The 21163-nt window shown below is 46.7% G+C and carries 18 protein-coding genes and 1 pseudogene; 9 read left to right on the top strand and 10 right to left on the bottom strand.

All coding sequences use genetic code 11. The features are described 5' to 3' along the window. Positions 1 to 134: 134 nt before the first annotated feature. Both AC1XUE_RS14895 and AC1XUE_RS14890 read right to left on the bottom strand, forming a co-directional pair. Positions 135 to 2033 carry an OmpA family protein gene (locus tag AC1XUE_RS14895; RefSeq protein ID WP_483356772.1) on the bottom strand — a complete coding sequence of 633 codons (1899 nt, stop codon included), beginning with the start codon at positions 2031 to 2033 and terminating at the stop codon, positions 135 to 137. After that, positions 2033 to 2614: a 7-carboxy-7-deazaguanine synthase QueE gene (locus tag AC1XUE_RS14890; RefSeq protein ID WP_483357999.1), complete on the bottom strand. Its 582-nt coding sequence runs from the start codon at positions 2612 to 2614 to the stop codon at positions 2033 to 2035. Before AC1XUE_RS14890 ends, AC1XUE_RS14895 begins: the two co-directional genes overlap by 1 nt. 157 nt (positions 2615 to 2771) lie before the next feature. Here AC1XUE_RS14890 and mnmE point away from each other — a divergent pair, with 157 nt between their 5' ends. The 3 genes from mnmE to AC1XUE_RS14875 all read left to right on the top strand — a co-directional run bounded on the left by mnmE (position 2772) and on the right by AC1XUE_RS14875 (position 5010). Continuing rightward, positions 2772 to 4139, top strand: a complete 1368-nt coding sequence (gene mnmE / locus AC1XUE_RS14885; protein ID WP_483356771.1) for a tRNA uridine-5-carboxymethylaminomethyl(34) synthesis GTPase MnmE — start codon at positions 2772 to 2774, stop codon at positions 4137 to 4139. An 87-nt stretch (positions 4140 to 4226) separates the two neighbouring features. After that, positions 4227 to 4691 (top strand): nucleotidyltransferase substrate binding protein, encoded by a 465-nt coding sequence (locus AC1XUE_RS14880; RefSeq protein ID WP_483356770.1) that lies wholly within the window; start codon positions 4227 to 4229, stop codon positions 4689 to 4691. Further along, positions 4684 to 5010 (top strand): nucleotidyltransferase domain-containing protein, encoded by a 327-nt coding sequence (locus AC1XUE_RS14875; RefSeq protein WP_483356769.1) that lies wholly within the window; start codon positions 4684 to 4686, stop codon positions 5008 to 5010. Before AC1XUE_RS14880 ends, AC1XUE_RS14875 begins: the two co-directional genes overlap by 8 nt. Before the next feature lie 360 nt (positions 5011 to 5370). Here AC1XUE_RS14875 and AC1XUE_RS14870 read toward each other — a convergent pair whose 3' ends face one another. The 3 genes from AC1XUE_RS14870 to AC1XUE_RS14860 all read right to left on the bottom strand — a co-directional run bounded on the left by AC1XUE_RS14870 (position 5371) and on the right by AC1XUE_RS14860 (position 7604). Further along, entirely contained in the window at positions 5371 to 5946 is a 576-nt protein-coding gene (locus AC1XUE_RS14870; RefSeq protein ID WP_483356768.1) for a Crp/Fnr family transcriptional regulator, read from the bottom strand. Positions 5947 to 5964: 18 nt separating this feature from the next. Continuing rightward, the gene (locus AC1XUE_RS14865; RefSeq protein WP_483356767.1) at positions 5965 to 6318 is read right to left on the bottom strand and encodes a hypothetical protein; all 354 of its coding nucleotides are present in this window, start codon (positions 6316 to 6318) and stop codon (positions 5965 to 5967) included. A gap of 425 nt (positions 6319 to 6743) precedes the next feature. Continuing rightward, positions 6744 to 7604, bottom strand: a complete 861-nt coding sequence (locus AC1XUE_RS14860) for an alpha/beta fold hydrolase (protein ID WP_483356766.1) — start codon at positions 7602 to 7604, stop codon at positions 6744 to 6746. 473 nt (positions 7605 to 8077) lie between these two features. On the opposite strand from AC1XUE_RS14860, the gene AC1XUE_RS14855 reads away from it, so the two are divergent. Both AC1XUE_RS14855 and AC1XUE_RS14850 read left to right on the top strand, forming a co-directional pair. Beyond that, positions 8078 to 9592: a T9SS type A sorting domain-containing protein gene (locus tag AC1XUE_RS14855; protein ID WP_483356765.1), complete on the top strand. Its 1515-nt coding sequence runs from the start codon at positions 8078 to 8080 to the stop codon at positions 9590 to 9592. 174 nt (positions 9593 to 9766) lie between these two features. Next, the gene (locus AC1XUE_RS14850; RefSeq protein ID WP_483356764.1) at positions 9767 to 10333 is read left to right on the top strand and encodes a hypothetical protein; all 567 of its coding nucleotides are present in this window, start codon (positions 9767 to 9769) and stop codon (positions 10331 to 10333) included. An 18-nt stretch (positions 10334 to 10351) separates the two neighbouring features. Here the strand turns inward: AC1XUE_RS14850 and AC1XUE_RS14845 are convergent. Beyond that, a pseudogene (locus tag AC1XUE_RS14845) lies at positions 10352 to 11104 on the bottom strand (antirestriction protein ArdA). Positions 11105 to 12281: 1177 nt separating this feature from the next. Here AC1XUE_RS14845 and AC1XUE_RS14840 point away from each other — a divergent pair. The 4 genes from AC1XUE_RS14840 to AC1XUE_RS14825 all read left to right on the top strand — a co-directional run bounded on the left by AC1XUE_RS14840 (position 12282) and on the right by AC1XUE_RS14825 (position 15110). Further along, positions 12282 to 13487 carry a hypothetical protein gene (locus tag AC1XUE_RS14840; protein WP_483356763.1) on the top strand — a complete coding sequence of 402 codons (1206 nt, stop codon included), beginning with the start codon at positions 12282 to 12284 and terminating at the stop codon, positions 13485 to 13487. A gap of 9 nt (positions 13488 to 13496) precedes the next feature. Next, on the top strand, positions 13497 to 14057 hold the full coding sequence (locus AC1XUE_RS14835; protein WP_483356762.1) for a Crp/Fnr family transcriptional regulator: 561 nt from the start codon (positions 13497 to 13499) through the stop codon (positions 14055 to 14057). Between the two features lie 162 nt (positions 14058 to 14219). Next, positions 14220 to 14660 (top strand): MauE/DoxX family redox-associated membrane protein, encoded by a 441-nt coding sequence (locus tag AC1XUE_RS14830; protein WP_483356761.1) that lies wholly within the window; start codon positions 14220 to 14222, stop codon positions 14658 to 14660. A gap of 141 nt (positions 14661 to 14801) precedes the next feature. Next, positions 14802 to 15110, top strand: a complete 309-nt coding sequence (locus AC1XUE_RS14825; RefSeq protein ID WP_483356760.1) for a DUF6520 family protein — start codon at positions 14802 to 14804, stop codon at positions 15108 to 15110. 58 nt (positions 15111 to 15168) lie between these two features. Here the strand turns inward: AC1XUE_RS14825 and AC1XUE_RS14820 are convergent, their stop codons facing one another. The 4 genes from AC1XUE_RS14820 to AC1XUE_RS14805 are packed head-to-tail and all read right to left on the bottom strand — an operon-like array spanning position 15169 to position 21132. After that, positions 15169 to 15513: a RagB/SusD family nutrient uptake outer membrane protein gene (locus AC1XUE_RS14820; protein ID WP_483357998.1), complete on the bottom strand. Its 345-nt coding sequence runs from the start codon at positions 15511 to 15513 to the stop codon at positions 15169 to 15171. A gap of 30 nt (positions 15514 to 15543) precedes the next feature. Further along, a complete protein-coding gene (locus AC1XUE_RS14815) occupies positions 15544 to 16539 on the bottom strand; it encodes a RagB/SusD family nutrient uptake outer membrane protein (RefSeq protein ID WP_483356759.1) in 996 nt (331 codons plus the stop codon). Between the two features lie 11 nt (positions 16540 to 16550). Further along, positions 16551 to 19748: a SusC/RagA family TonB-linked outer membrane protein gene (locus tag AC1XUE_RS14810; RefSeq protein ID WP_483356758.1), complete on the bottom strand. Its 3198-nt coding sequence runs from the start codon at positions 19746 to 19748 to the stop codon at positions 16551 to 16553. A gap of 34 nt (positions 19749 to 19782) precedes the next feature. Beyond that, complete coding sequence (locus AC1XUE_RS14805) at positions 19783 to 21132, bottom strand: TlpA family protein disulfide reductase (protein ID WP_483356757.1); 1350 nt, start codon at positions 21130 to 21132, stop codon at positions 19783 to 19785. Positions 21133 to 21163 lie beyond the last annotated feature (31 nt).

Below are 21163 nucleotides of genomic sequence, written 5' to 3'. Positions count from 1 at the left end.
GGTTTCTTTTTTGCGAGGACGAAGGTATCGTCACCCTAGTGCGTTTATTGTAGCGGCTACCGGCGAATCCTCATAAAGTACAACACAGGCCGAACCGCAAAAGTGCGAAAAAACACCACGGAATGCAAATTTCATTACTCGATCTTCCATTCTATACGCCTGTTTTTACGACGCCCTTTTTCTGTCTCATTGGATTCGACAGGTTTGCTCTCTCCGTATCCTACAGAAGAAATGCGCGCTTGCTGAATTCCGGATTTAATCAGGTATTGCTGCACCGACAGCGCCCTTTTTCTGGACAACTCCAGGTTTTCCTGATCAGAACCTACATCATCGGTATGGCCTGAAATCTGTATGCGGACAGCTTTGTTGTTTTGCAGAAAATCTGTCATCTTATCCAGTTCTACGGCCGATTTCTGGTCGAGCTCAAATGAGCCTGTAGCAAAAAAGATATTGTTGAGCACTTCTGTCTTATTCTTTTCGATGGGTTCAAGAGCAATATCAACCTGTACCGATGGTGTTGAATCGCTCACAGAGAAAGATAAACTTTTAAACAAATAGCCGGTTTTGGAAACATAAAAGGCGTACTGGCTACCACTGTTGAGTACTGCCAGAAAAGCGCCGGTTTTGGGATCTGAACTGAAGGAAGAGACTTTTTCTTTGGATTTCAGATCATAAAGGTCAATTTCTGAACTGATCGCGTTTCCTGTTGTTTTATCAAAAACCCTGCCTTTGGCATATCTGGTAGGTAAAATGGCGTGCCGGAGACTTTCAGGAAGCTCAAAGTTGTACAGCAGCGACCGTTTTGTACCATTCTCAGAGAAATCATCCGAATAATAGGCCATACTGCCATCAGAAGCAATTGAAAGTCCTACCTGCTCAGAGACAGTATTGATCGGGTAACCCAGGTTTTGGGGTTCAGACCATACCGTATCGATACGTTGCGACATAAACAGGTCCATGCCTCCCATACCGGGTAGACCGTTGGATGCATAAAACAGTGTTTGTCCGTTGGCGTGTATGAAAGGTGCGTTCTCATCGTCAGCTGTATTGATGGCCGCACCCAGGTTTTTGGGTTCACTCCATTTTCCCTTCTGATCCAGGAAGGACACCCAAATGTCCTTCCTGCCCTTTCCGCCTTTCCGGTCAGATGCGAAGTACAATGTATATCCATCCGCTGACAAAGAAGGTTGTGAATCCCAGTCGCGACTATTGATCGGCTCGCCCATGTTGACAGGATTGCCCCAGTCATCCCCTTGCTTATGTGTGATGTAAAGATCGCAGCTGCCATAGCCATCAGTACGGTTGCACGCTGTAAAGACAAGCGTTCTGCCATCAGCAGAGATCGCACATGTCCCTTCATTGTTGGTCGTGTTGATTGCCTTTGATATTTCCTCAGGTACGTCCCAACCTTTATTCTGACGGGTTGTAAAGTAGATGTTCTCATCCCGCTGGGCAGTCAGGCCCGAAAAGATCAGCGTTTCTCCATCGGCGGTCAGTACCGGGAAATACTGCGAATCTAAAAAATTGACAGTGTCACCCAGAGATTGCTTTTTAACGGCAAGCGGTTTTTGAATGGCATTAATCGCAAAACGACAGGAAGCAATCGATTTTTCAGTAAGGCTATACAAGCTGGACCTGGGCTGAAGAAGCGGAAGTCCCTTCTGATAGTAAATCAATGCCGAGTCATATTTTTCCTGCTGAAAAAAGTGCTTTCCCAACCAGTGATAAGCGGTAGCTGATTGTGAAGATTCGGGCTGTAATGCTACCAGCTGTGAATAGTGTTTTTTTGTGAGAACGGGATTGCGTAGCAGCTCGTAAATCTGGGCAAGGCGCAGATGGCTGTCGCTGTGGGCAGGCTCTGTTTCAACCACTTTTTCGTATTGTATCGCTGCTTCACTAAGCTGACGTGCCTGCCAGGATTTCTGCGCTTTTTCGTAGTGATCGCGTGCCCGTTTGCTGGCGGGTGCATTTTGCGCATGAACCTGTGAAGTGAAGAAAATGCTGCATAGAAAGCTCAGTAAGAAATAACGCATTACGGGATATTCATATACTTGTGAGTTTGTAACGACATTTTCCATTTAGGATTGTCTTTGATATAGTCAATTATCAAAGGCAACATCTGCTGATGCTTACTCCATTCGGGTTGCAGCAGCAAAGTACACTGGGGGGATACCAATGCAGCGTGCTGTTCGGCAAAATCAAAATCGCTCTTGTTATATATAATGGCTTTGAGCTCATTGGCATTTTGATAAATGTCCGGGTGTGGCGTTTTAAACTTTTTGGGAGAGAAGCATACCCAGTTCCACTTACCGGTAAAAGGGTACACGCCTGAGGTTTCTATATTGGTTTGAAAGCCTGCTTGCTGTAGAGCACCAGTAAGCGCATCCAGGTTGTACATCAGCGGCTCTCCTCCTGTAATTACCGCCAGTCGGCCCGGGAATGCAGCAGCGCCCGCCACAATATTTTCAATGGTTGTTTTCGGATGAATATCCGCCTCCCAGCTTTCTTTCACATCACACCAGTGGCAACCTACATCGCAGCCCCCAAGGCGGATAAAATAGGCAGCCTTGCCACTATGCTGGCCTTCGCCCTGCAAAGTGTAAAATGCCTCCATAACAGGAAGCTGGCTGGTGATGATAGGTAATGTTTCGGTAAGCACAGCAATAAATAATAGATGTTGAAAGAATGTAACAACCCAAAAGGCGGAAAAATCCCCAAAGATACGAAAAGCTGCGGATGTATTTTTGCTTATAGAATCGCATCTTTGCATCATGAATACGATTCAAATACATCAGCAGGAAGTGATTTGCGCCTTGGCGACTCCCTCAGGAGTGGGAGCTATAGCGATTATCCGGGTATCCGGCCTTGGGGCGATTGCACTCGTCAGTAGTGTTTTTAAAGGTAAAAATCTTGAAAATGCCGAATCGCATACGGTGCATTTCGGGACAATATATTCAGCAGATCATATCATCGATGAAGTACTGGTAAGTGTTTTTAAAACGCCAAGGTCTTTTACCAAAGAGGATGCTGTGGAAATTTCGTGTCACGGCTCGGACTATATCATCCGACAGATACTCAAACTGCTGGTGCAGAAAGGCGCCCGTATTGCAAAGCCGGGAGAATTCACCCAGCGGGCTTTTCTGAACGGCCAGTTTGACCTTGTACAGGCCGAAGCCGTTGCCGATCTGATTGCTGCTGATTCGGAAGCCAGTCACAAAACGGCATTGAATCAGCTCAGAGGCGGTTTCTCCAGAAAACTCACATCGCTCAGATCCGAGCTGATCCATTTTGCCTCGATGATTGAGCTGGAACTCGATTTTGGTGAAGAGGATGTAGAGTTTGCAGGAAGAGATGATTTGAAAAGACTCATCGAATCGCTGCAGGACACGATCGCACCTCTGGTTGAATCCTTTGATTATGGCAATGCAATCAAGGATGGCGTTCCGGTAGCGATCATTGGTTCTCCTAACGTGGGTAAATCCACACTGCTGAATGCACTGTTAAACGAAGAAAAAGCGATCGTGACCAGCATAGCAGGCACAACCCGGGATGTGATCGAAGATACGATCGTATTGCAGGGGCTCAAATTCAGGTTTATTGATACGGCCGGAATCCGTGAAACGACAGATCTGGTGGAATCAATCGGTATTGAGCGCTCGAAAGCTGCCATGGAAAAAGCAGACATTGTGATTTTTTTATCTGATAGTGAGCAGACCTTTGATGAAAACAAACAGCTCGCCATGCTGCTTGCTGCAGACAAAGTACTCTTGTGGGTGGTCAATAAGGTGGATTTATACGCTGAAGCGGCTGAAAAATTAAAAGCATCGAACCCTGAAATAATCCTGATTTCTGCTCAAAAGCAACAGGGACTACAGGATTTAACCGCGACCCTGGTAGCACAGGTCAACAAACAAGCTGCCAGTGATACGGTCGTGACCAACCTTCGCCACTACGAACACCTGATCAAAACACAGGCTGCGTTAAGCGACGTGCTCAACGGTCTGGCCCTGGGCGTAACCGGAGACTTTCTGGCCCAGGACATCCGGCTTTCCCTGCATCATTTAGGGGAGATTACCGGTACTATTGTGACGGATGACCTCTTAGAAAACATATTCCGGAAGTTCTGCATTGGGAAATAGGAGATTATTCTGAAGTTGAATCAGGCGAATGCATATTACTTCTCTAATAAAGAGCTTACTTGAATGGCAGTATAAATAATTGATCTGATGAATAATAACGACATCCGTTGGCAGCAGCGTTTTAATAACTATACGAAAGCGTTGAATAAGCTAAACCAGGCGGTATCTAAAATTAATGGAGAGTATCCTTCTGATGAAAATGGAAATATCAATGATGACGATTTTCTTGATGATATCATAAAAGAAGGATTAATCCAGAGATTCGAGTACACGCACGAGCTTGCCTGGAACGTAATGAAGGATTTCTTGTTGCATGAGGCAGAAATAAAGGTCCTGGGATCGAAAGATGCTACCAGAGAAGCATTTGCAGCTGAGTTGATTGAAGATGGAGAGATTTGGATGGAGATGATCAAAAGCCGAAATCAAACTTCTCATACTTACAACGAGGAGGTTGCAGACGCTATTTTTAAAAGAATCATAGACATTTACTTACCCGCTCTTCTCGATTTTGGCAACATGATGAGTAAAAAGCAATTAGGGCAAAATGGATAACTTACAAACGAACTATGGATTATCAGCAAAAGTAATTACTGCCATCCAGGTTGTATTTTCAAAATGTCCCCAAATCGAAAAAGCTATTCTGTACGGCTCTCGTGCGAAGGGAAATTACCGCAACGGATCGGATATTGATCTGGTACTCGTAAGTCCCGAACTTAATTTATCCCAGTTATTCAAAATAGAGCTGGAACTTGATGACTTGCTGCTTCCCTATAAAATCGATCTGGCACTTTTGCATCAAATAGGGAATCCGGATTTGGTTGAGCAGATCAACAGAAGTGGTGTGGTATTTTATGATAAAAGTGGTTTTTGATCATCTGGAAATCAATTCATCGACGCTGCTGATTTTGCTATTGTCGCTGATACTTCTCAGACACATGCCTGGATAGATGTTTGAGATATCTTGACAAGTGGTTTATTTGATGGCTAAAAAAACATCATTTGCGGTATCATTAAGTGAAACAACAATAAAAGTTGTTTTAACTGTCTTCGCAGTCTGGCAAGTCCGGGTAAGTAGCAGGATGCGTGTTTCTTGCCTTTCTGATCAAGATTTTCATGATCATAGTCACCTAACAATTCAAGTCCTTTTGCAAACTGGTCAGACCATGCGATATCGTATAGGTTTAGTAGGGAAAAAAAACTATCAGCATTCTGCCCGTTACCAGAATATAAATCAAAGTCCACTTTCCTTTCGCATCATGCTCAGAAAAACCGGAGTAATGCCTAAATAACTGGCGATGTGTTTTTGTGCAATGCGTTGCTCCAACCCTGGGTGACGCTTACGGAACTCAATGTAACGTTCTTCGGCGGTTTTGTAAAGTTGGGAGGTTATGCGACGTTGATCAAGTTCAAAGCCATTTTGGTTAAGGATACGGAAAAATCGCTCAAACTTTGGGATAGTTTCGAACAGTTTTTCCAACAAGGGTAAAGAAATACAGTATACTTCGCTGTCTTCCAGTGCCTGAATAGAATTTGCTGCGGGCTTTACAGTGAAAAAGCTCACAATATCGCAGGTCCACCAGTTTTCGGGATAAAAACCGACGATATGTTCTTCTCCGCTCTTATCGGTGTAAAACATGCGCAGGCAGCCTCGTTTTACAAAATAAATATAACGGTCGATCTCTCCCGCATGCAGCAGCCAGGCGCGCTTCTTGACCTCGATAAGTTCAAAGAAAGCAAGCGCTTGCTGCTGTTCGGCAGCAACAAGCGCTATATGCATGGCAAAATTGTTCAGGATAAGCTGGTGCATGTGTAAGGATGATACTTGTTATAAGGACAACCGGCGCGTCATGTACAGTTTCATATCGGCCAGAGCGGCCAGGCGCAATGGTTCGGCCATTTCACGGTAAGCGTCGCTTTGTGCAACGGTCAAAAATGCATCCACGTCAGCATATTCGACAAGCAGGATGGCATCCCAGTCTTCGCTTTCATCAGCTATCACGCTGGCCAATACGTCACTGAACAGATTTACTTTCGCTTCCAATCCTAACTGTTTCATCACGCCGTGAAAAGTCGGAAGGTATTCCTCCACGTAAAGGCGCCGGTCTGCGAATTTAAGCATATTCAGCATTAATACCGGTCCTGTGCCTGGCACGGTGTCCGGAATAGTTACCACTCTCATTCTGTTACTAAGTTTTTTATATTTTCCATAGCACAAAGTTCACCTGTCCTGGTTACAAAAAAGTTCAACTGGTTGAAGATTTTCAGAAGGTTTGATCAGTGTAACTTTACTACGTTTCGTGAATGCAGATATCGAAAGTAACTTCAATTTTTTGGTTATCCGCTTTGCTTTCTCTATTGCATATACCATATGCGTATTTACAGCACATGTCAAGATGGTTCCATAGGATTTAACAGATCCGCTGTAATACTTTGGTTACTGACTTTCGATAACGCATTCCCAAGGCTGAGAAGGGTGTAGCTAAATATGGTTAAGCCCATATCTACCCTGTTTGTAAATTCCTGCAACCATCTGTGTATTACAAATCGGGTAATGGGAGAGAGAATATATCATCCTTTTAAGAATATAATCATCTTTTTTCAGATTTAACCACGCGATGGGGTCGAAGTGATATGCTGAGCAACTGCTGAAATGATCTTGTTCCAATCCGCTTCATGCAATTCATGTCCCGCACCTTCAAGTGTAAGCAAAGTAGAATTCGCTAAATGATTTCTAACAAATAGGGCATGTTGGTAATTCCATATTTTATCGTCCGTACCATGTATGATAAGACATGGCTGCTTAATCATGTCAATTAAACCAAAGTAACGTTCAGCTCCTTGGAGCTGTGCGTGGTTATACATGCTTCGGAAATTATTAGCCCTGTTAAACTCATTCCGGGCTAAGGCGCTCGCACGATCAACATTAAAATGGCGTCCAGTTCCGCCAAGCAGCTGGTTGCCTTTTACAAGATAAGAAACAACGGCATTTTCGTCTGTCCAGTCTAGTTGTGCGGATTCTTGCTGAAAGCTTATAATCCGCTGATCCATTGCTGGGATAGATGGCTCGCTTGGGCCAAAGGGTCCTGTAGCGAATAATATCAGTGATAAAACCCGGTCCGAGTATTTAAGGGCAGTTATTTGACCAAGCAAACCACCCAAAGACATCCCAAACAGATGAGCCTGTTTTATCTGGTATGAGTCAAGGATTGCAATTGCATCATCAGCCATATCTTCCAGATTATATGGCGTCGTACCGGCAGGAAAGGTTGTCGATCTGCCTACATCGCGATGATCATAGCGTATGACAAAATAGCCCTCATTGGCCAATTGCTCGCAGAACTGCTGATCCCACCAAAGCATAGAAGCAGTGGCGCCCATGATCAGTAGAATTGTTGGGTTATTTTGGTTCCCAAAACTTTCGGTGCATAGTGTTACTGCTTCCCGGCTAACAAAATGTTCTTTCATAGATAACTTAACGTGTTATATAACTGCAGCCACTAGCTTCCTATTGGTTAACGTTTGCTTGAATTAGCGCTGAAATACAGGTTCCAATACCAAATCTAAATTCTAACCGCATAACCACGATGTTGTTATAGCAAACTAAACAAAATTGGTCTGGTATAAGCTGTATAAATTCGGTGCCAGATGTCGCGACTTTTAACATCTGGTTTTTCTATAGGTTAATCTCGTCGGGGCTTACCACCTGGAAAGAGGTCAAAAGGTTATTCTCCGCCAGCCAGAACATATCGTTTTACTGATGCATCTGTGCATGCAGTGATATCATATTTATGATTGAATAACGAATAAATTTGATGAATTGTAAAAATATTTCTACATTACAATAGGAAAATAACAAGTAAATATTTAACTATGTGGTGTGTATGTAACTCACTGTTGCAGCATTATTCAATCACAATTTACACTAATCCCTTTACAGCATGAAGAAACTATCCTTTTCCACATTATTGCTATCATTGATAGCTGCACTGACTTCCTATGGTCAAAATATTATCATGGGATCGGGCCTTTTTAATGCACTAGATCCCGGACAAGTGTACAGCTATGAAGTGAGTTTTACCGACTTGCCAATTGGCGCTCACAGCTTAAATGTTACATGGAGCTACCCAGGAAGAGACAGTAATTACGATCCGGTAGGCTCTGGTGCAGGTGGTGCGACAAATGGGAAAATTAGTCTGAAATGGAGCAATACCAAAGATTCAGATACCCCTAAAAGCATTACGCCTACCCTTAACTATAAAATCAATGCAACATCCTTTTCCAAGCAGGGAAGCAAGCAGGATATTACGGTTAGATATGTGAGCACACCTGCATCGGTAAATGTGGCTGGCACAGTACGTACAAACGGACAAAGCGTTGACAGGGCATGCGGAACTGCTCCGGTAACAGTTTCAGTCCCTGCTGTAACAACCGATCCTGCGTCTCAACCTGTAACTTATACTTTCACATTTCCATCAGGATGGAGCCCTGCAAGTGTGACAACAACCAGTACCTCCGCAACTTCAACACCATCTGCAGGAGGAGCCGGACCAATCAAAGTGCAAGCCAAAATCACCGGACAAATATACCAAAGTCAAATCCAGGTGAATGTCATAAGACCTCAACCAACGATTTCGTCAATAAGCACATCAGCTTTTGCAGTATGCTCCGATACCGAAACAAAAGCTGTAACAGTTGTAGGTGCTAATGCCGGCCAATTTATCTGGACTCCGTCTGGTGGGGTAAGAATCAATGGTAGTAGCTCGGCAGTGACCACGACATCAGCAACAGCCAATGTCGGCGCGGTAGGCGATGGAAGCTTCACTGTAAGAGCGTATTCAACCGCATGCGCCACACAAAGCGCATCTGTGGTATCAGCAACTGTAAGAAAAATGTCATTGCCCAACCGTAACGATTTGACATATGATTACGGAAATCCGGCACAGACGTACACCCATCAGGTTTCGGCCTATGATAATCACTTTGTAGCCTTCTACAATATTGACCAGACAGTAATTAACTGGAATCCGGTTTGGAGTTCAGGGCCACAACAAGGTTCTGCTGGTGTAATGAGATACGACTTCATTCTGCAACCCTACCAAACACTTGATTTCAGCCCACTGATACTTACAAATCAATGCGGCTCAATCAGCACGATTACTTCATTCCAGGGAATCGGTCCATGGTTAATGTCGGCATACCCAAATCCTGCATCTGACATAATAAACATTGAAATGGTAGGCTCTGATGAATCAGCCAGACTGCCCGAAAGCGCGAAGTTATACAGTGAAAAATCAGGGAAGGTCGTTAAGAATGTTTCATTTACAAAAGAGGTATCGCGCAAAAATGTATTGAAAATAGGGGTGTCCGACCTGCCAAGAGGCACATACTACCTGGAAGTGCTCGACGAAAAAAGTGACGTTCCGGCTAAAAAGACCCGTATCGTATTAAATTGAGAAGTGGAATATATAATTGTAACCAGAAAAGGGCTCCTGTCGTGCAGGGGTCTTTTTTGTATTACTTGTTTTCCGATACGTATTTGATAGATACAGAAAGAAGTGATTAAGCGGTAGCACAGCTGCGGTCAATTGGACGTATGTTTACCGGATTATACTTAATTATCCTCCTTTATGAAAACTTTCACTACAACATTATTACTGCTTACATGCTTTACCGGTTATTCTCAAAAGCTCGACTACACACGTAAATACCTGAAAACCATCGTTCGTAAACAGATCGTTGAAATTGAACAGTTGAAAGCAGAAATCACCAGGCTTAAAAAATCATCAGAAGAAGAGAAACGATTGGTCCAGACTAAATATGCCGAGATTACCACAAAAGAGCAAAACGGAAAAATTGATTGTGAAAATGAGCTTTTCAGCGTAAAGCTTGACCTGCGCGTCCGGGATAAGGAACTCGCAGAGCGGACCAAAGAAAAGCAGAATGTTCAACTGGCCATGGAGCAGTACAAAAGGCAGGTTGAAATACTGGCAGACCAGGTGGCTGACTTAAAAATGGCTACACCCCAGGTTTCAGCCCAGAGTTATATTCTGCCGGAAAGAGCGGCAGAATACCGCCCAGCGAAACGTACCTACAGTGCGCCAGACAGATCTTATATCACTGGTCCGCGAGGAGGTTGTTACTACATCAACGGGAATGGAAACAAGACGTATGTGGACAGAAGTATGTGTAGATAAATGAACCACGTGATCAAATCAGAAAGGTAAGTCAATCGCATGCCTTGTCAGTTGTTCTGGCAATACAATGGATATATATGCGGTCAGCGACAGGTCCCAAGTCAAGATAAACCGGCCGGTCACATCCATAACTTGGATGTGATAATTGCTACAAGGTAGCTTTTTTGCTGGTGGCGTCTTTGCTGACATAAAACAAAAAAAGGGCCGTAGCCCTTTTAGTAAGTAACTTAGGAACACATGACCGTTAATCTGGGTGTATGCGTCCATAAAAAGGTCTCTGGCAAACGCTTCGTAGTCAAAGTACCTTTGAACGGTCGGAGAAACATCTGACAGCAATCCCGTCTGATCGACATACTCATATGCATACTCCAGCTCAGGATCTGCTGCGGACTCTGCATAATACCCCTGATAGCATGCATCAAAATTCTAAAGCTGCCCGTCCAGGCCCTTATCGCCGGACCAGCTGACGATCTGGCTGCAATAAATCTCAAACGCTCCAGCGCGGCGCTGATCCATGTCCGATACTACATCCAGATACTGAAAGCATACTGGGCTGAGATAACTTTCACCGATCAGAAAATCAGGCATTCCTTCCCAATCCTGAAACATGAACTCGGGGTCTGCTTCATCCTTGTGCAGTTCGCTGCAGGCCTGATAAAATGCTTCCGAACCCGGATACTGTGATAAATCCAACCATGATCCGAAGATTGAACCGTTGTTGTACTTGGCGTAAGTACCAACGTAAATGTGGAATTCAACTGTAGCTTTCATGCGCTCTAAGATTTAAAGAATCAATTGCGCCCGGCACCTGCCCTGGGCATTCGCTGGCACTGCACAGAAGAAAGCTGACGGGGCATAAGCCCCCTGGTTGCAAGTCCGGCACATCCTTTACGGCGGGAGGGTTCAGAGCAGATGGCTAAATGAGCTGCCGGCAAGGCGAAGACTTGCCAACCGTCAGAATGAATTCTGTAACTTTCGATATGACCTGTGGCTGTGTGGGTCTTAAGTCATCGCGGTATCTGTATCAATAATCACCTTGCCGGATCTGTTACCTGTCGCATTTTTTTATCTACAACCGTTGATTACTGGTTTTGGATAATAGGAATAGACGGATCGGGCAGATGTCTTTCTGCTCGCTATCAGCATAACACCGCCACCTATCTTTAAAAACCGCTCAGGGCTGATGATCAGAATAAAATCAGTTCCTGTAGTAAAAGCCCGGTAGGCTGACTTGCCCAATTGTATGCTAAAGTGGTCAGATGCAGGTAAATTTCAGTTTCAATGATTATTTACTTGCAATTTAAAAGTTGTATATATCTGCTGTATTATACTGATCTTGCAGAGAAGGCTGTATTTTCATGCGATCGGTCCACAGCCTGCTGGCATCAGCTGCATTTACGGCGCATCAAAGAAATAATTCAATTGTTTTTTCAATATCCCTTTCGCCAGATCTTGTGTCAGATCATACTTGTTATCAGCAAGTATCAGCTCAGTATTGACTCTGTACAAGCCGTGGAATTGCTGCTGTCCGGTGTAGGTATAAACAGATTCTGTGGTGTGAAGTATCGGTCAATCAGACGCTGGCTCAAGCCGGACAGTTTGCTGATCCTGTCTGGTCTGATACCCTGTAGCCTTCGGAGCGCAAAGCTTCTGCGGCCGTCCAAACCGGCCGTTTCTCAGTCTCTTCTTTGTTTTTGCTGTCCATGTTAAGGTCAGTTTAACTGATATCAGATAAGCTTTCTGTATCAAAGGCATATGCCGGAATAAACTGAAAAAATTGATGATTAGCCGAAATTCTATAAAACCTAAAATAAGTTTAGCGTGTAATTGAGGACTGTTTTACCATTAATATACTGAATCCAATACAAGTAGCGACCCTGCCACAGACCATCCTGGCAGGCCTGAATAAGTTAGTAAAGTGATTTTTCATTCATTAAAATCTGTTTTCATGGGGTATCGTTATACACTCGAATGGTATGATTTGCTGATCACACTTACACTGAATCCGGCAAAGACAGATGTGAAAGCCATCACGAAATTGCAGACAGAATCCATTTTAAAAACAGCCGGTGAGGAGAAAGACAAATGGCTGGCAGAGGTCAAAAGGGAAATTTATGCTCTGAAAAACAAGGCTCAGATCGAGCTGTTGGTCAGACGCTATCATTCGGATCTGATCGTACTGGCAGATCAGGCCTATGAGAACCATCATCTGATGCAGCCAGCAGAAGAGCATCTGAAAAAACTATCCCGAATGATCGTGCATCATCTGGATGAACTGCTCGCTTTTCTTGAAAAGCGTTATTTGAAGTTTCTGGGGATGGAGCAGCTCGTTCCGATTGTTTATCTGCAAAAAACAAAGGACGAATTAAAGCTCAAAGTGGATCAGCTCAAACTCAGATTAGGCCGCCGGATCAGTGATAAAACGCTGATCAATATCGTTTTTACAGCGCTGTATCAATTCGTCAGCAAGCAAGATAACCGAAGGGTTACGTTTGCAGAAGTGGTCTATCAGAAAGATCTGGTCCGGGGCCTGCAGGAAGCGGCTGAGCTGAAGACCGAAGCCAGATTGTATAAAGCGATCAATGAGCATCTGATCTATATGAACTTTAACAAAAAGGCATATCTGAACTACTACACCGAGAAGATAGCGGGCCGGATTAACTCTTTCGGATCATTTTCAGACAAACTCGATCAGCTGTTATGGGCCTATAAGGAATTCAACCAGATGCACCTCAGGCCCGGTGTGAAACTGAATCCCAATTACAGAAGCGTCAAATATGTAATCGGCAACTGGTTTGCCCAGGAGATCAGTTATCTGGAGAAAAAATACCAATGGGAGGTAAGCCCTTTACAGATGCGTTCCGCAACGGGCAAGACCGGGGGCGCTGATTTTAAGGTGCGTCTGGCGCTGAATGCAGACCAGATTGCTATTCTGATCAGGGCGTTTTCCAATCAGGGTATACTCGAGCGCGGTACTGTGAATGCAGTGTTCAGGAACCTGGTACCTTATCTGTCATCCAAAGAAAGAAATGATCTTTCCTGGGACAGCATGAGAAAAAGATCTTATGCACCTGAGGATAAAGATAAAAAAAAGTGCTTGCTATCCTGGAAAATGCGATGGCAGCTATTGAAAACTTTGACACCATCTAACTAAATCCAGCTGATGAACAAATCCAGATTAATCACCTACCTGTCGGATCTTCATGCTTTGCAACCCGAATTTGAAGACCTGTTATCCAGAAAACTGCAACAGCATATCTTCAAAAAGGGCAGGGCAGTACGAGAACCGCTCAGAAGCTCCTCGGTATGGTTTGTGGCCAGCGGCATACTGAAAGCTTCCTATTATGATCAGCAGGGTAATGAGCATGTAACCAGATTCTGGCATGAGGATGAAATTATTCTTCTGGAAACCAATGCTTATAAGAGCATTCCGTCAGCAGACTATCTGATTATGCTGGAAGACACGCTGCTGCTGTCGCTGCCTGATCATGTGATTGGTTACTGTCTGAAAAATTTCATCGAGGCCCATACACTTCGTGGCATGCTCTTTCATAAGGACCGCGACAGAGCCGAAGTGCTCGGGCATTTGCTGAAGCTCCCCTTGGCGGAAGGTTATCACAAGTTTGAACAGATTTATCCCGTGCACCGTATTCCTGTAAAAGATGTCGCTTCTTATCTGGGTGTTCATCCCAAAAGGATCAGTGAACTCAGAAGCAGAAGGTAGTCTCCTAAGAATTTTTTACCTAATCAAGGCCTACCGGAACGGAAAAAATTTACTCTGCTGCGTGCCATGCCGCCCGCAAAGCGGAAGAATAGCTTTGTTGTGTAATGATCACACGGCGTGTGTACGTGTGTGATCAGTTATCTGGAACACAACCTGAAAGCTATGAAAAGATCTCACACCGTTTTGCAGCTGACCGTCTGCTTGCTTGTCATTCTGTTTTTTTACACAGCTCTCAGCAAGCTGATGGATATTGGCCAGTTTGAAAATCAGCTCAGAAACCAGGTCTTGCCTGGGTGGGCAGTTGTTCCGCTGCTCTGGCTGATCCCCATATCACAACTCATTGTCACAGAGCTTCTGATTTTTAAGAAAACCAGACTGGCAGGACTTTACGGGGCGCTGATCATGATGGTGGTTTTTACATCATACATAGGACTGGTGTATCTGAATGTTTTCAACAGGGTTCCCTGCGGCTGCGGGGGTGTGATTAAAAACATGGGGTTTGGTGCTCACCTGGTGTTTAATTTTTTCTTTCTGATCCTATCGGTGGTAGGTATATATATGTTTCACGCGGATAAGAAAGGAGGTGCCGGCCGCACAGAGTGAGCATTGAAAGTAAAGCTGCAAACGCTGCGTCCCAGGGACCAGGGGCTGTACCAGGGAGAGATGACGTGCCGAAAACCTGTCAACAGACTAGGCATAACAATCATTTTTTAATCCAAAGTCTTGAAAAGACACCTGTTAATTATGAAAAGTCAATTTAAAATCAGCTATCTGCCTATGGCAGCATTGGTTCTGGCAGCAGGGGCTGCTGTCGCCACCACCAGTCCTGAAAAACCAAAAAATGCCCTTGTGCAAACCTGGGAGCGCACTGCGCCGGACGGCTCTGCCACAGGCAGCTGGCAACCTTCCTCGGACAGTCAGTGCCTGGCGTCTGACAAAATGTGCAAGGCAGATTTTGCTATCGGATACGATCCCGGCGAGCACACAGAAGCAGAGAATGATGCTGCTGCTATCTCCGGCTCGGTGACTCAGGGTTACGTTCAGCAGTTCTAAGCTGAGCACTTGTTGAAGCAGCCTGCCGTCCGGTGTTCGCGGGGCGGCAGGCCTTTTGTTACCTTGGGTTCTGCTCAATTCCGCTAATTGCAATCTCGTCATCGGGTATGGGGAATACATACCTGTCATCATTCGGAGGCAATGTATACTCTACACCATTCACAACCCTTTTAAGGGTAACTGCGAATCTGGGGTCCTGATTCAGCCTTCTCAGATCTGACCAGCGGTGCCCCCTGCCCAAAAGCTCCTTTCTTCTTTCCCGCAGTACCAGCTCCAGAATGTTGTCCGCAGTTGCTGTCAGCTCTTTAAAAGTCCCTGTTTTATACCTGGCTTTTAAAAGCGTGTTCACATCAGTGAGCGCCTGCTCCACCCGCCCGCTTCGCGCATGGCATTCAGCACGGATCAGGTAGAGCTCATCGGTAACAAGCCCGCCCTAGCCATCCGCGCCCACACCATAACTTCCCTTGTAGCCCATTACGTTATTGGGCCGCCGGATAATGAAGTGCTTTTTTCTGAGATCATTATCCTCGTAGGCATTGTAGACGGCCGAATCCACGTGGGTCAGGGGTGAATTGGCCAGTACGTAAGGAGTCATGCCGTAATGGAAGATGATTTCCGGGTTACCCAGCGATAAAGGCCTTGGGAACGGAAGTACGACAACAGTATCAAGGGTATTGAAATCCATCAGGCTGCTTTGTATCTGCAAAGCTTCGCTGGCCATTTGTCCCGCTTTCTCGTACTGCTGCATACCCAGGTACATCCGGGCAAGTGCCGCTTTTACAGCAGCACCTGACGGGCGGTGCGCATGCGTCATTTCAGGTGAGAGCAGCCGGCCTGCTTCGGTCAGGTCTTTCAGGATCTGCTCATAGGTCTGTTTTAAAGTCCCGCGCCCTACGAGCTCATTGACGTCCATTGAAAGCCTGAGAGGTATCCCCGGAAGACTGCCCGCTGTCTGCTCGCGGTAAGGGGCTGCGAATACTTCTGCCAGATTGTAGAAGGAAAAGGCCCTGTAAAATAACGCACTGGCGTAGATATGGTCCCACTCCCGTTGGCTGGCAGCATCGGGCTTGATCCGAGACAGGCCATCGAGTGCGATATTGGCATTGAAAATGGCCTTGTAGGGATATTCCCAATCCCTGACGCCCCTGCCTTCATAAATCTGGTCTGCCCACAGGTAGCTGTTGCGTTCAATAAAGTTCAGGTTGGCCACAGCGCTTTCGGTATGATAAAATTCGTCTGTAGCCAGGATCTGGAGTCCAGGCCCTTTGTTCATCGCCACGGTCGCTGCATCCAGAAGCGCCTGAAAGTGGTTGAGCTGGGAAGGTACGACAAGTGATTTGTCTGGCTTCACATCCAGAAAATCCGGTGCACATGCCTGCTGGGTAACTGCAGTCAGCAGCAGCAATGTTTTTAAAATATACTTCTTCATGATCATCAGGTTTAAAAATCCACTTTAACACCCATGGAAATACTTCTGGCGGCAGGTGCCGACGTGAGATAATCCGGGTCCAGACGCCCGGCTGTCTTCTTGTAGAGAAGGCCGATGTTGTTGGCATAGGCGTATAGCTGCAAGGATTCGAAAGGAAGTTTGCCGGATCTGCTTTTGCTGAAGGTGTAGGAGAGGTGTATGTCCTGTAGCCGGACATGATCACCCCTTTGTACAAGTGCAGAAGAGTTGGCGTAAAAATCGTCGCGTGCTGAATTAATCACAGCGGGCATTGAAGGGATGTGTGTGTGATGCTCATCACCTGGTTTCTGCCAGCGGTTGTAAAAGTCGCCGTGACCACCATCGCCCTGCAGTACCGTAGCATAGCTTACTGAGGGTGTTCTGACAAAGTAAGCCAGCCGGTAGCTGATATTGGCCGAAAGTGAGAAGCCATGCATACTTACCGTGTTACGCAGCGCGCCAAATACAAGCGGACGGCTGCTGCCGTGAAACACCAGGTCGCCGGCAGCAGAAGTGGTGCGGATCGCGTTGTAATCTTTACTGAGCTCTGTTCCCAGATAACCCTGCGGGTCTCCGTTTACCGGATCAAGCCCTGCCGACCGGTAGCTGTAGACCGCATACAGCGGTCTGCCTTCTGTCGGTACCAGACCGCCACCGGTAAAATAGCTCCCGACTGAAGCAGGTTTGATCAGGTATTTACTGACCTTGTCAGTGGCGTAGCTGGCGAGAAATGTCGTCTGCCAGCTGACTGTACCGCGCAGATTGTCACTGGTCAGGTTCAGATCAAACCCGTGGCCTTTGGTGTTGGCCGTATTGCCACGGAAATTCAGTATACCTGTCTGTGGTGCAAACGGTGCATCACCGATCAGGTCAATGCCTGATTTGAAATAGTACTCAAAAGTAGCAGCGATACGGTTGCCGCGTGTTTTCAGGTCTGCTGCCAGATTGATGATTTTTGTTCTTTCCCAGCGCAGCTGAGGGTTGGGAGGGTTGATCACCCTTGCAAACGGCACGCGGGTCAAAGGTGAGGCTGCAACGAACTGCGCGGTGGTGAAGGCAGACAGGGATTTGTCTATATTGCCGTTATAGCCGTAGGTAGCGCGCACATTCACATAAGGCAGCCAGGGAAGCTGATAGAACTTTTCCTGTGAGAGTTTCCAGCCAATCCCTGCAGAATAAAGCGGGACACCCTTCTGGTTCGATTTTACGCCGAACAGGTTTGACTGGTCCAGTCTGGCGCTCGCCGAAATGGTATATTTTCCCTGATAGGTATAGGCCGCATTACCGTAATAGGAGATGTATCTGTCCGTCAGATCGGTCACTGACCCGTAGTAGGGGATACGGTTGTTTACAGAGCGGGGATTGACGTAGGACCTGTAAGGCGTTACATAGTCGACCGCCACGTTGGTGGCCATCTCGTCGTCGTATCCGTACATGCCCGATGATTGCCCCAATGTGTTCAGCCCCCTTATCTCGGCCCCTGCCAGAGCGGAGAGGCTCCCTGATTTGCCCAGCTCGCCGCTGTAGTTCAGCTGCGCCCTGAGCGAATGGCTTTTGGTGACGGCCCGGTAGCTGTCCAGCACATCGCCGACAGGGACGGGTCTTGTCAGCGCACCGTTTGCGTCTACCTGTATAAATTTGTTGATCAGGTCCCTTGTGTACCAGGAGCCGATGCCCTGGCGGTTTCTTCTGCTGTTATCAATATTGTTGAATTGGTACAGCACCTGTGCGTTTAGCTTGTTGGTGAGTTTATAACTGGCGTTCAGGTTCAGCCGGTAGTCAGTAAGGCTGGTGGTATTGTCGGCATTAGCGATTTCCTCTAACGGATTGAAGCGCCAGTCTAAAAGTCCCTGTTGCATGGCATCCTCCATAAAGCTGTTACGGTAGGTGTGAGGTATATGCAACGGGTTTCCCGAGCTGTCTGCAAGCCGGATGTAGGGAGGCAGCGGTTTACCGCTGGCGATGTTCATTCTGCCCATACTCATACCGTTGTTGCTGCCGGCAGATGTGGTATAGTAGAGTGCTGTGGTCACATCCAGTTTGCTGCGCAGCAGGCTGAAGGTGTTGCTCGCATTCAGGGTGGTGCGGTTGCTGCCGTTACCGGTCAGCGAAGATCTGTTTTTATCAAACCCTGCCGAAACAAAATACCTGTGGCTGCTGCCGCCACCTTTCACGCTCAGCGCGTACTGCTGGCTGAGTGCGCTTCGGTAGATGTATCTGTCGATGTCGTTTCTTACATCAATGTCCCGGTAGGCATTGATCTGCTGCTGTGCCTGATCAGCGGTGAGCTTTCCGTCACGCTGCGCGATCAGGATCTCCACAACCGGCGTAAGTGCAGTTCTGGCATCGTTGTTCTCAAAACTCCTGTAGTAGCCTCTGTCAAACAGGGTCTGTTCCATATCGATATAATCCGACGTGGAGATGACCGGCTGATAGAACAGATCGGGCCTTGCCCCGATGGTCACATTGGAATTCAAAGACACCTTTACGGGCTGGTTGAACGCGCCTTTTTTGGTATTGATCACAATCACGCCGTTTGAGGACTGGGCCCCCCAGATAGAGGCAGCTGCTGCATCTTTCAGGACGGTGACGCTTTCAATATCATTGGGATTGATCTGTGAGATATCACCGCTGTAGGGGAAATTATCCAGGATGATCAGCGGGTCTTCGCGTCCGAATATGGTGTTCTGGCCGCGGATGCTGATCGCACTCTGGGCTCCCGGCCGCATGCTGCCGCTTCGGTTAAATATCAGTCCGGGCACATTGTCTGCCAGGCGGCTGATTATATCGCCGCTGATACGTTTGTTTAGCATGTGGTTGTCCATGTGCACAAAAGAGCCTGTTGCCCTTTCTTTGGCAATGTCCTGATAACCGCTGGAGATAACCACTTCGGAGAGCTGGTTGGGATCAGCGTCCAGCTCAACGTTCAGTTTGGTATCCGCTTTTACCTGAAACTCCTTTTTCAGAAAGCCGATAAAGGATACTGTAATTTTCGGATCAGCCGCCGGGATGCTGATTGTAAAGCGGCCGGAAGAGTCTGCGGTAATGCCCTGAAGGCTTGATTTGTGAACGATTGAAGCTCCCGGAAGCGGCATTTTACTGTCCGATGAGCGTATAGTCCCGGTAACCAGCAGCTGCTGGGCTGAAGAAGGCGGGGCCAGCAAAAGAAGCAGATATAGATATGTTTTCATGATAAGCCGTTGTTTGGTTGTCAGAATCTGCATGTTATTTGGACGCCTGGATGTTGTCACGGATCACAAGCATCGGCCGGGAGATGACCTGTTTTTCAAGCACCATACCGAAGCGGGCGAGCTGGCTGTTAAAACCGGTCAGATCCGAAAGATCCCCTTCAATTTCGATGTCAAAAGGCGCGGGATGGCCTGTTCTGTCAACCATGTTCAGTGCATAGTTCTGGCTCTGATTAAAGCGTTCGGCCACTTGTGCAGGCGTAACATTGACGGCTTTCCAGCCAAATGGGTCGATACTGATCTGTTTTTTGCCGCCCTTCGAAACCGGAAGTACTGCGTCCGGAAGTCGTGAAAGAACCAGGGATTCACGCTCCCTGTTTTCAATCAAGGCCGAGAATTCAGGGAACAGGTTGGCCAGCTCACGCTGCATGATTCCGTTGGTCTTCTCCTGCATGCCTGCCGGCACGATGATCTCATAGCAAAAGCCGTTGTCTTCGCTCAGCCACTGCAGAAACTGCTGTCCGTAGAGCTGAGATGTAATCCTTTCCGGTTTTGACGACTCAATAATCACGCTGCCTTCATCCAGAAAACCTCCGGGCTTAGCATACGCAATCCGGTAGAGCCAGTACCTGCTGACGTTGGTCGCAGAAATCCTGCGGCCGCTCTTGGGATCATTGTTCCAGCTAAAGCCACCGGAGAGTCCGGGTGTATAGCTGGCAAGTACCGAGTGGTAGAGCAAATGGCTTCCGTCTCCTCCGTTACCGCCGGCAAGAAATGGCCGGTTTTTATCATAGGGGATGGGTCTGATGTCCTTTTTTTCGGCGAGCTTCACCTGTTCACCTGCCAGAAAAGCACTGATTTTTTCAGCATTGATCTGGTCCATTTCAGTGATCGCCTTCACCACTCCGTCGCTTCCGATCCATACGTAATGCGGCACTGCATTATGGTAGAAGTATTTGCTTAAAACCGTATCGGCAACCACTTCCGGATGCTGTATACGTTTGCCATACCGCTTCTCATGTCTGGCCCTGAAGGCGGCTACTTTGGAGGCAGGCTCAGCACTGACTGCAAGGAACTGTACCTTGTCTTCGAACTGCTTTTGAAGCGAGTCCATGCGTATGACCATCTGAACGCATGGGCTGCACCAGCTTGCCCAGAAATCAAGGATCAGAAGCTTTCCTCTGAAATCAGAGATCTGTGCCGTCGGTGTTCCGTAGTTCAGAACATTATGGATTGTTATATCCGACACGGTATCACCGATCACGAGTTGGCGGGCAGCACCTGTCTGCGCCTTCACGGGCCGCCAGCACAGCATCAGGATAAATGAGAGTAAAAGATAGAAAAGATAAGGCAATAGCTTACCTGGTGAGCAAAAACGTGAGTTCATTGCAAAAAAGATTGGAGTGAAAACAATAGGA

The organism is Dyadobacter sp. HNCC25DJ187 (assembly GCF_056895255.1).
This window is presented reverse-complemented; position numbering and strand designations above follow the sequence as displayed.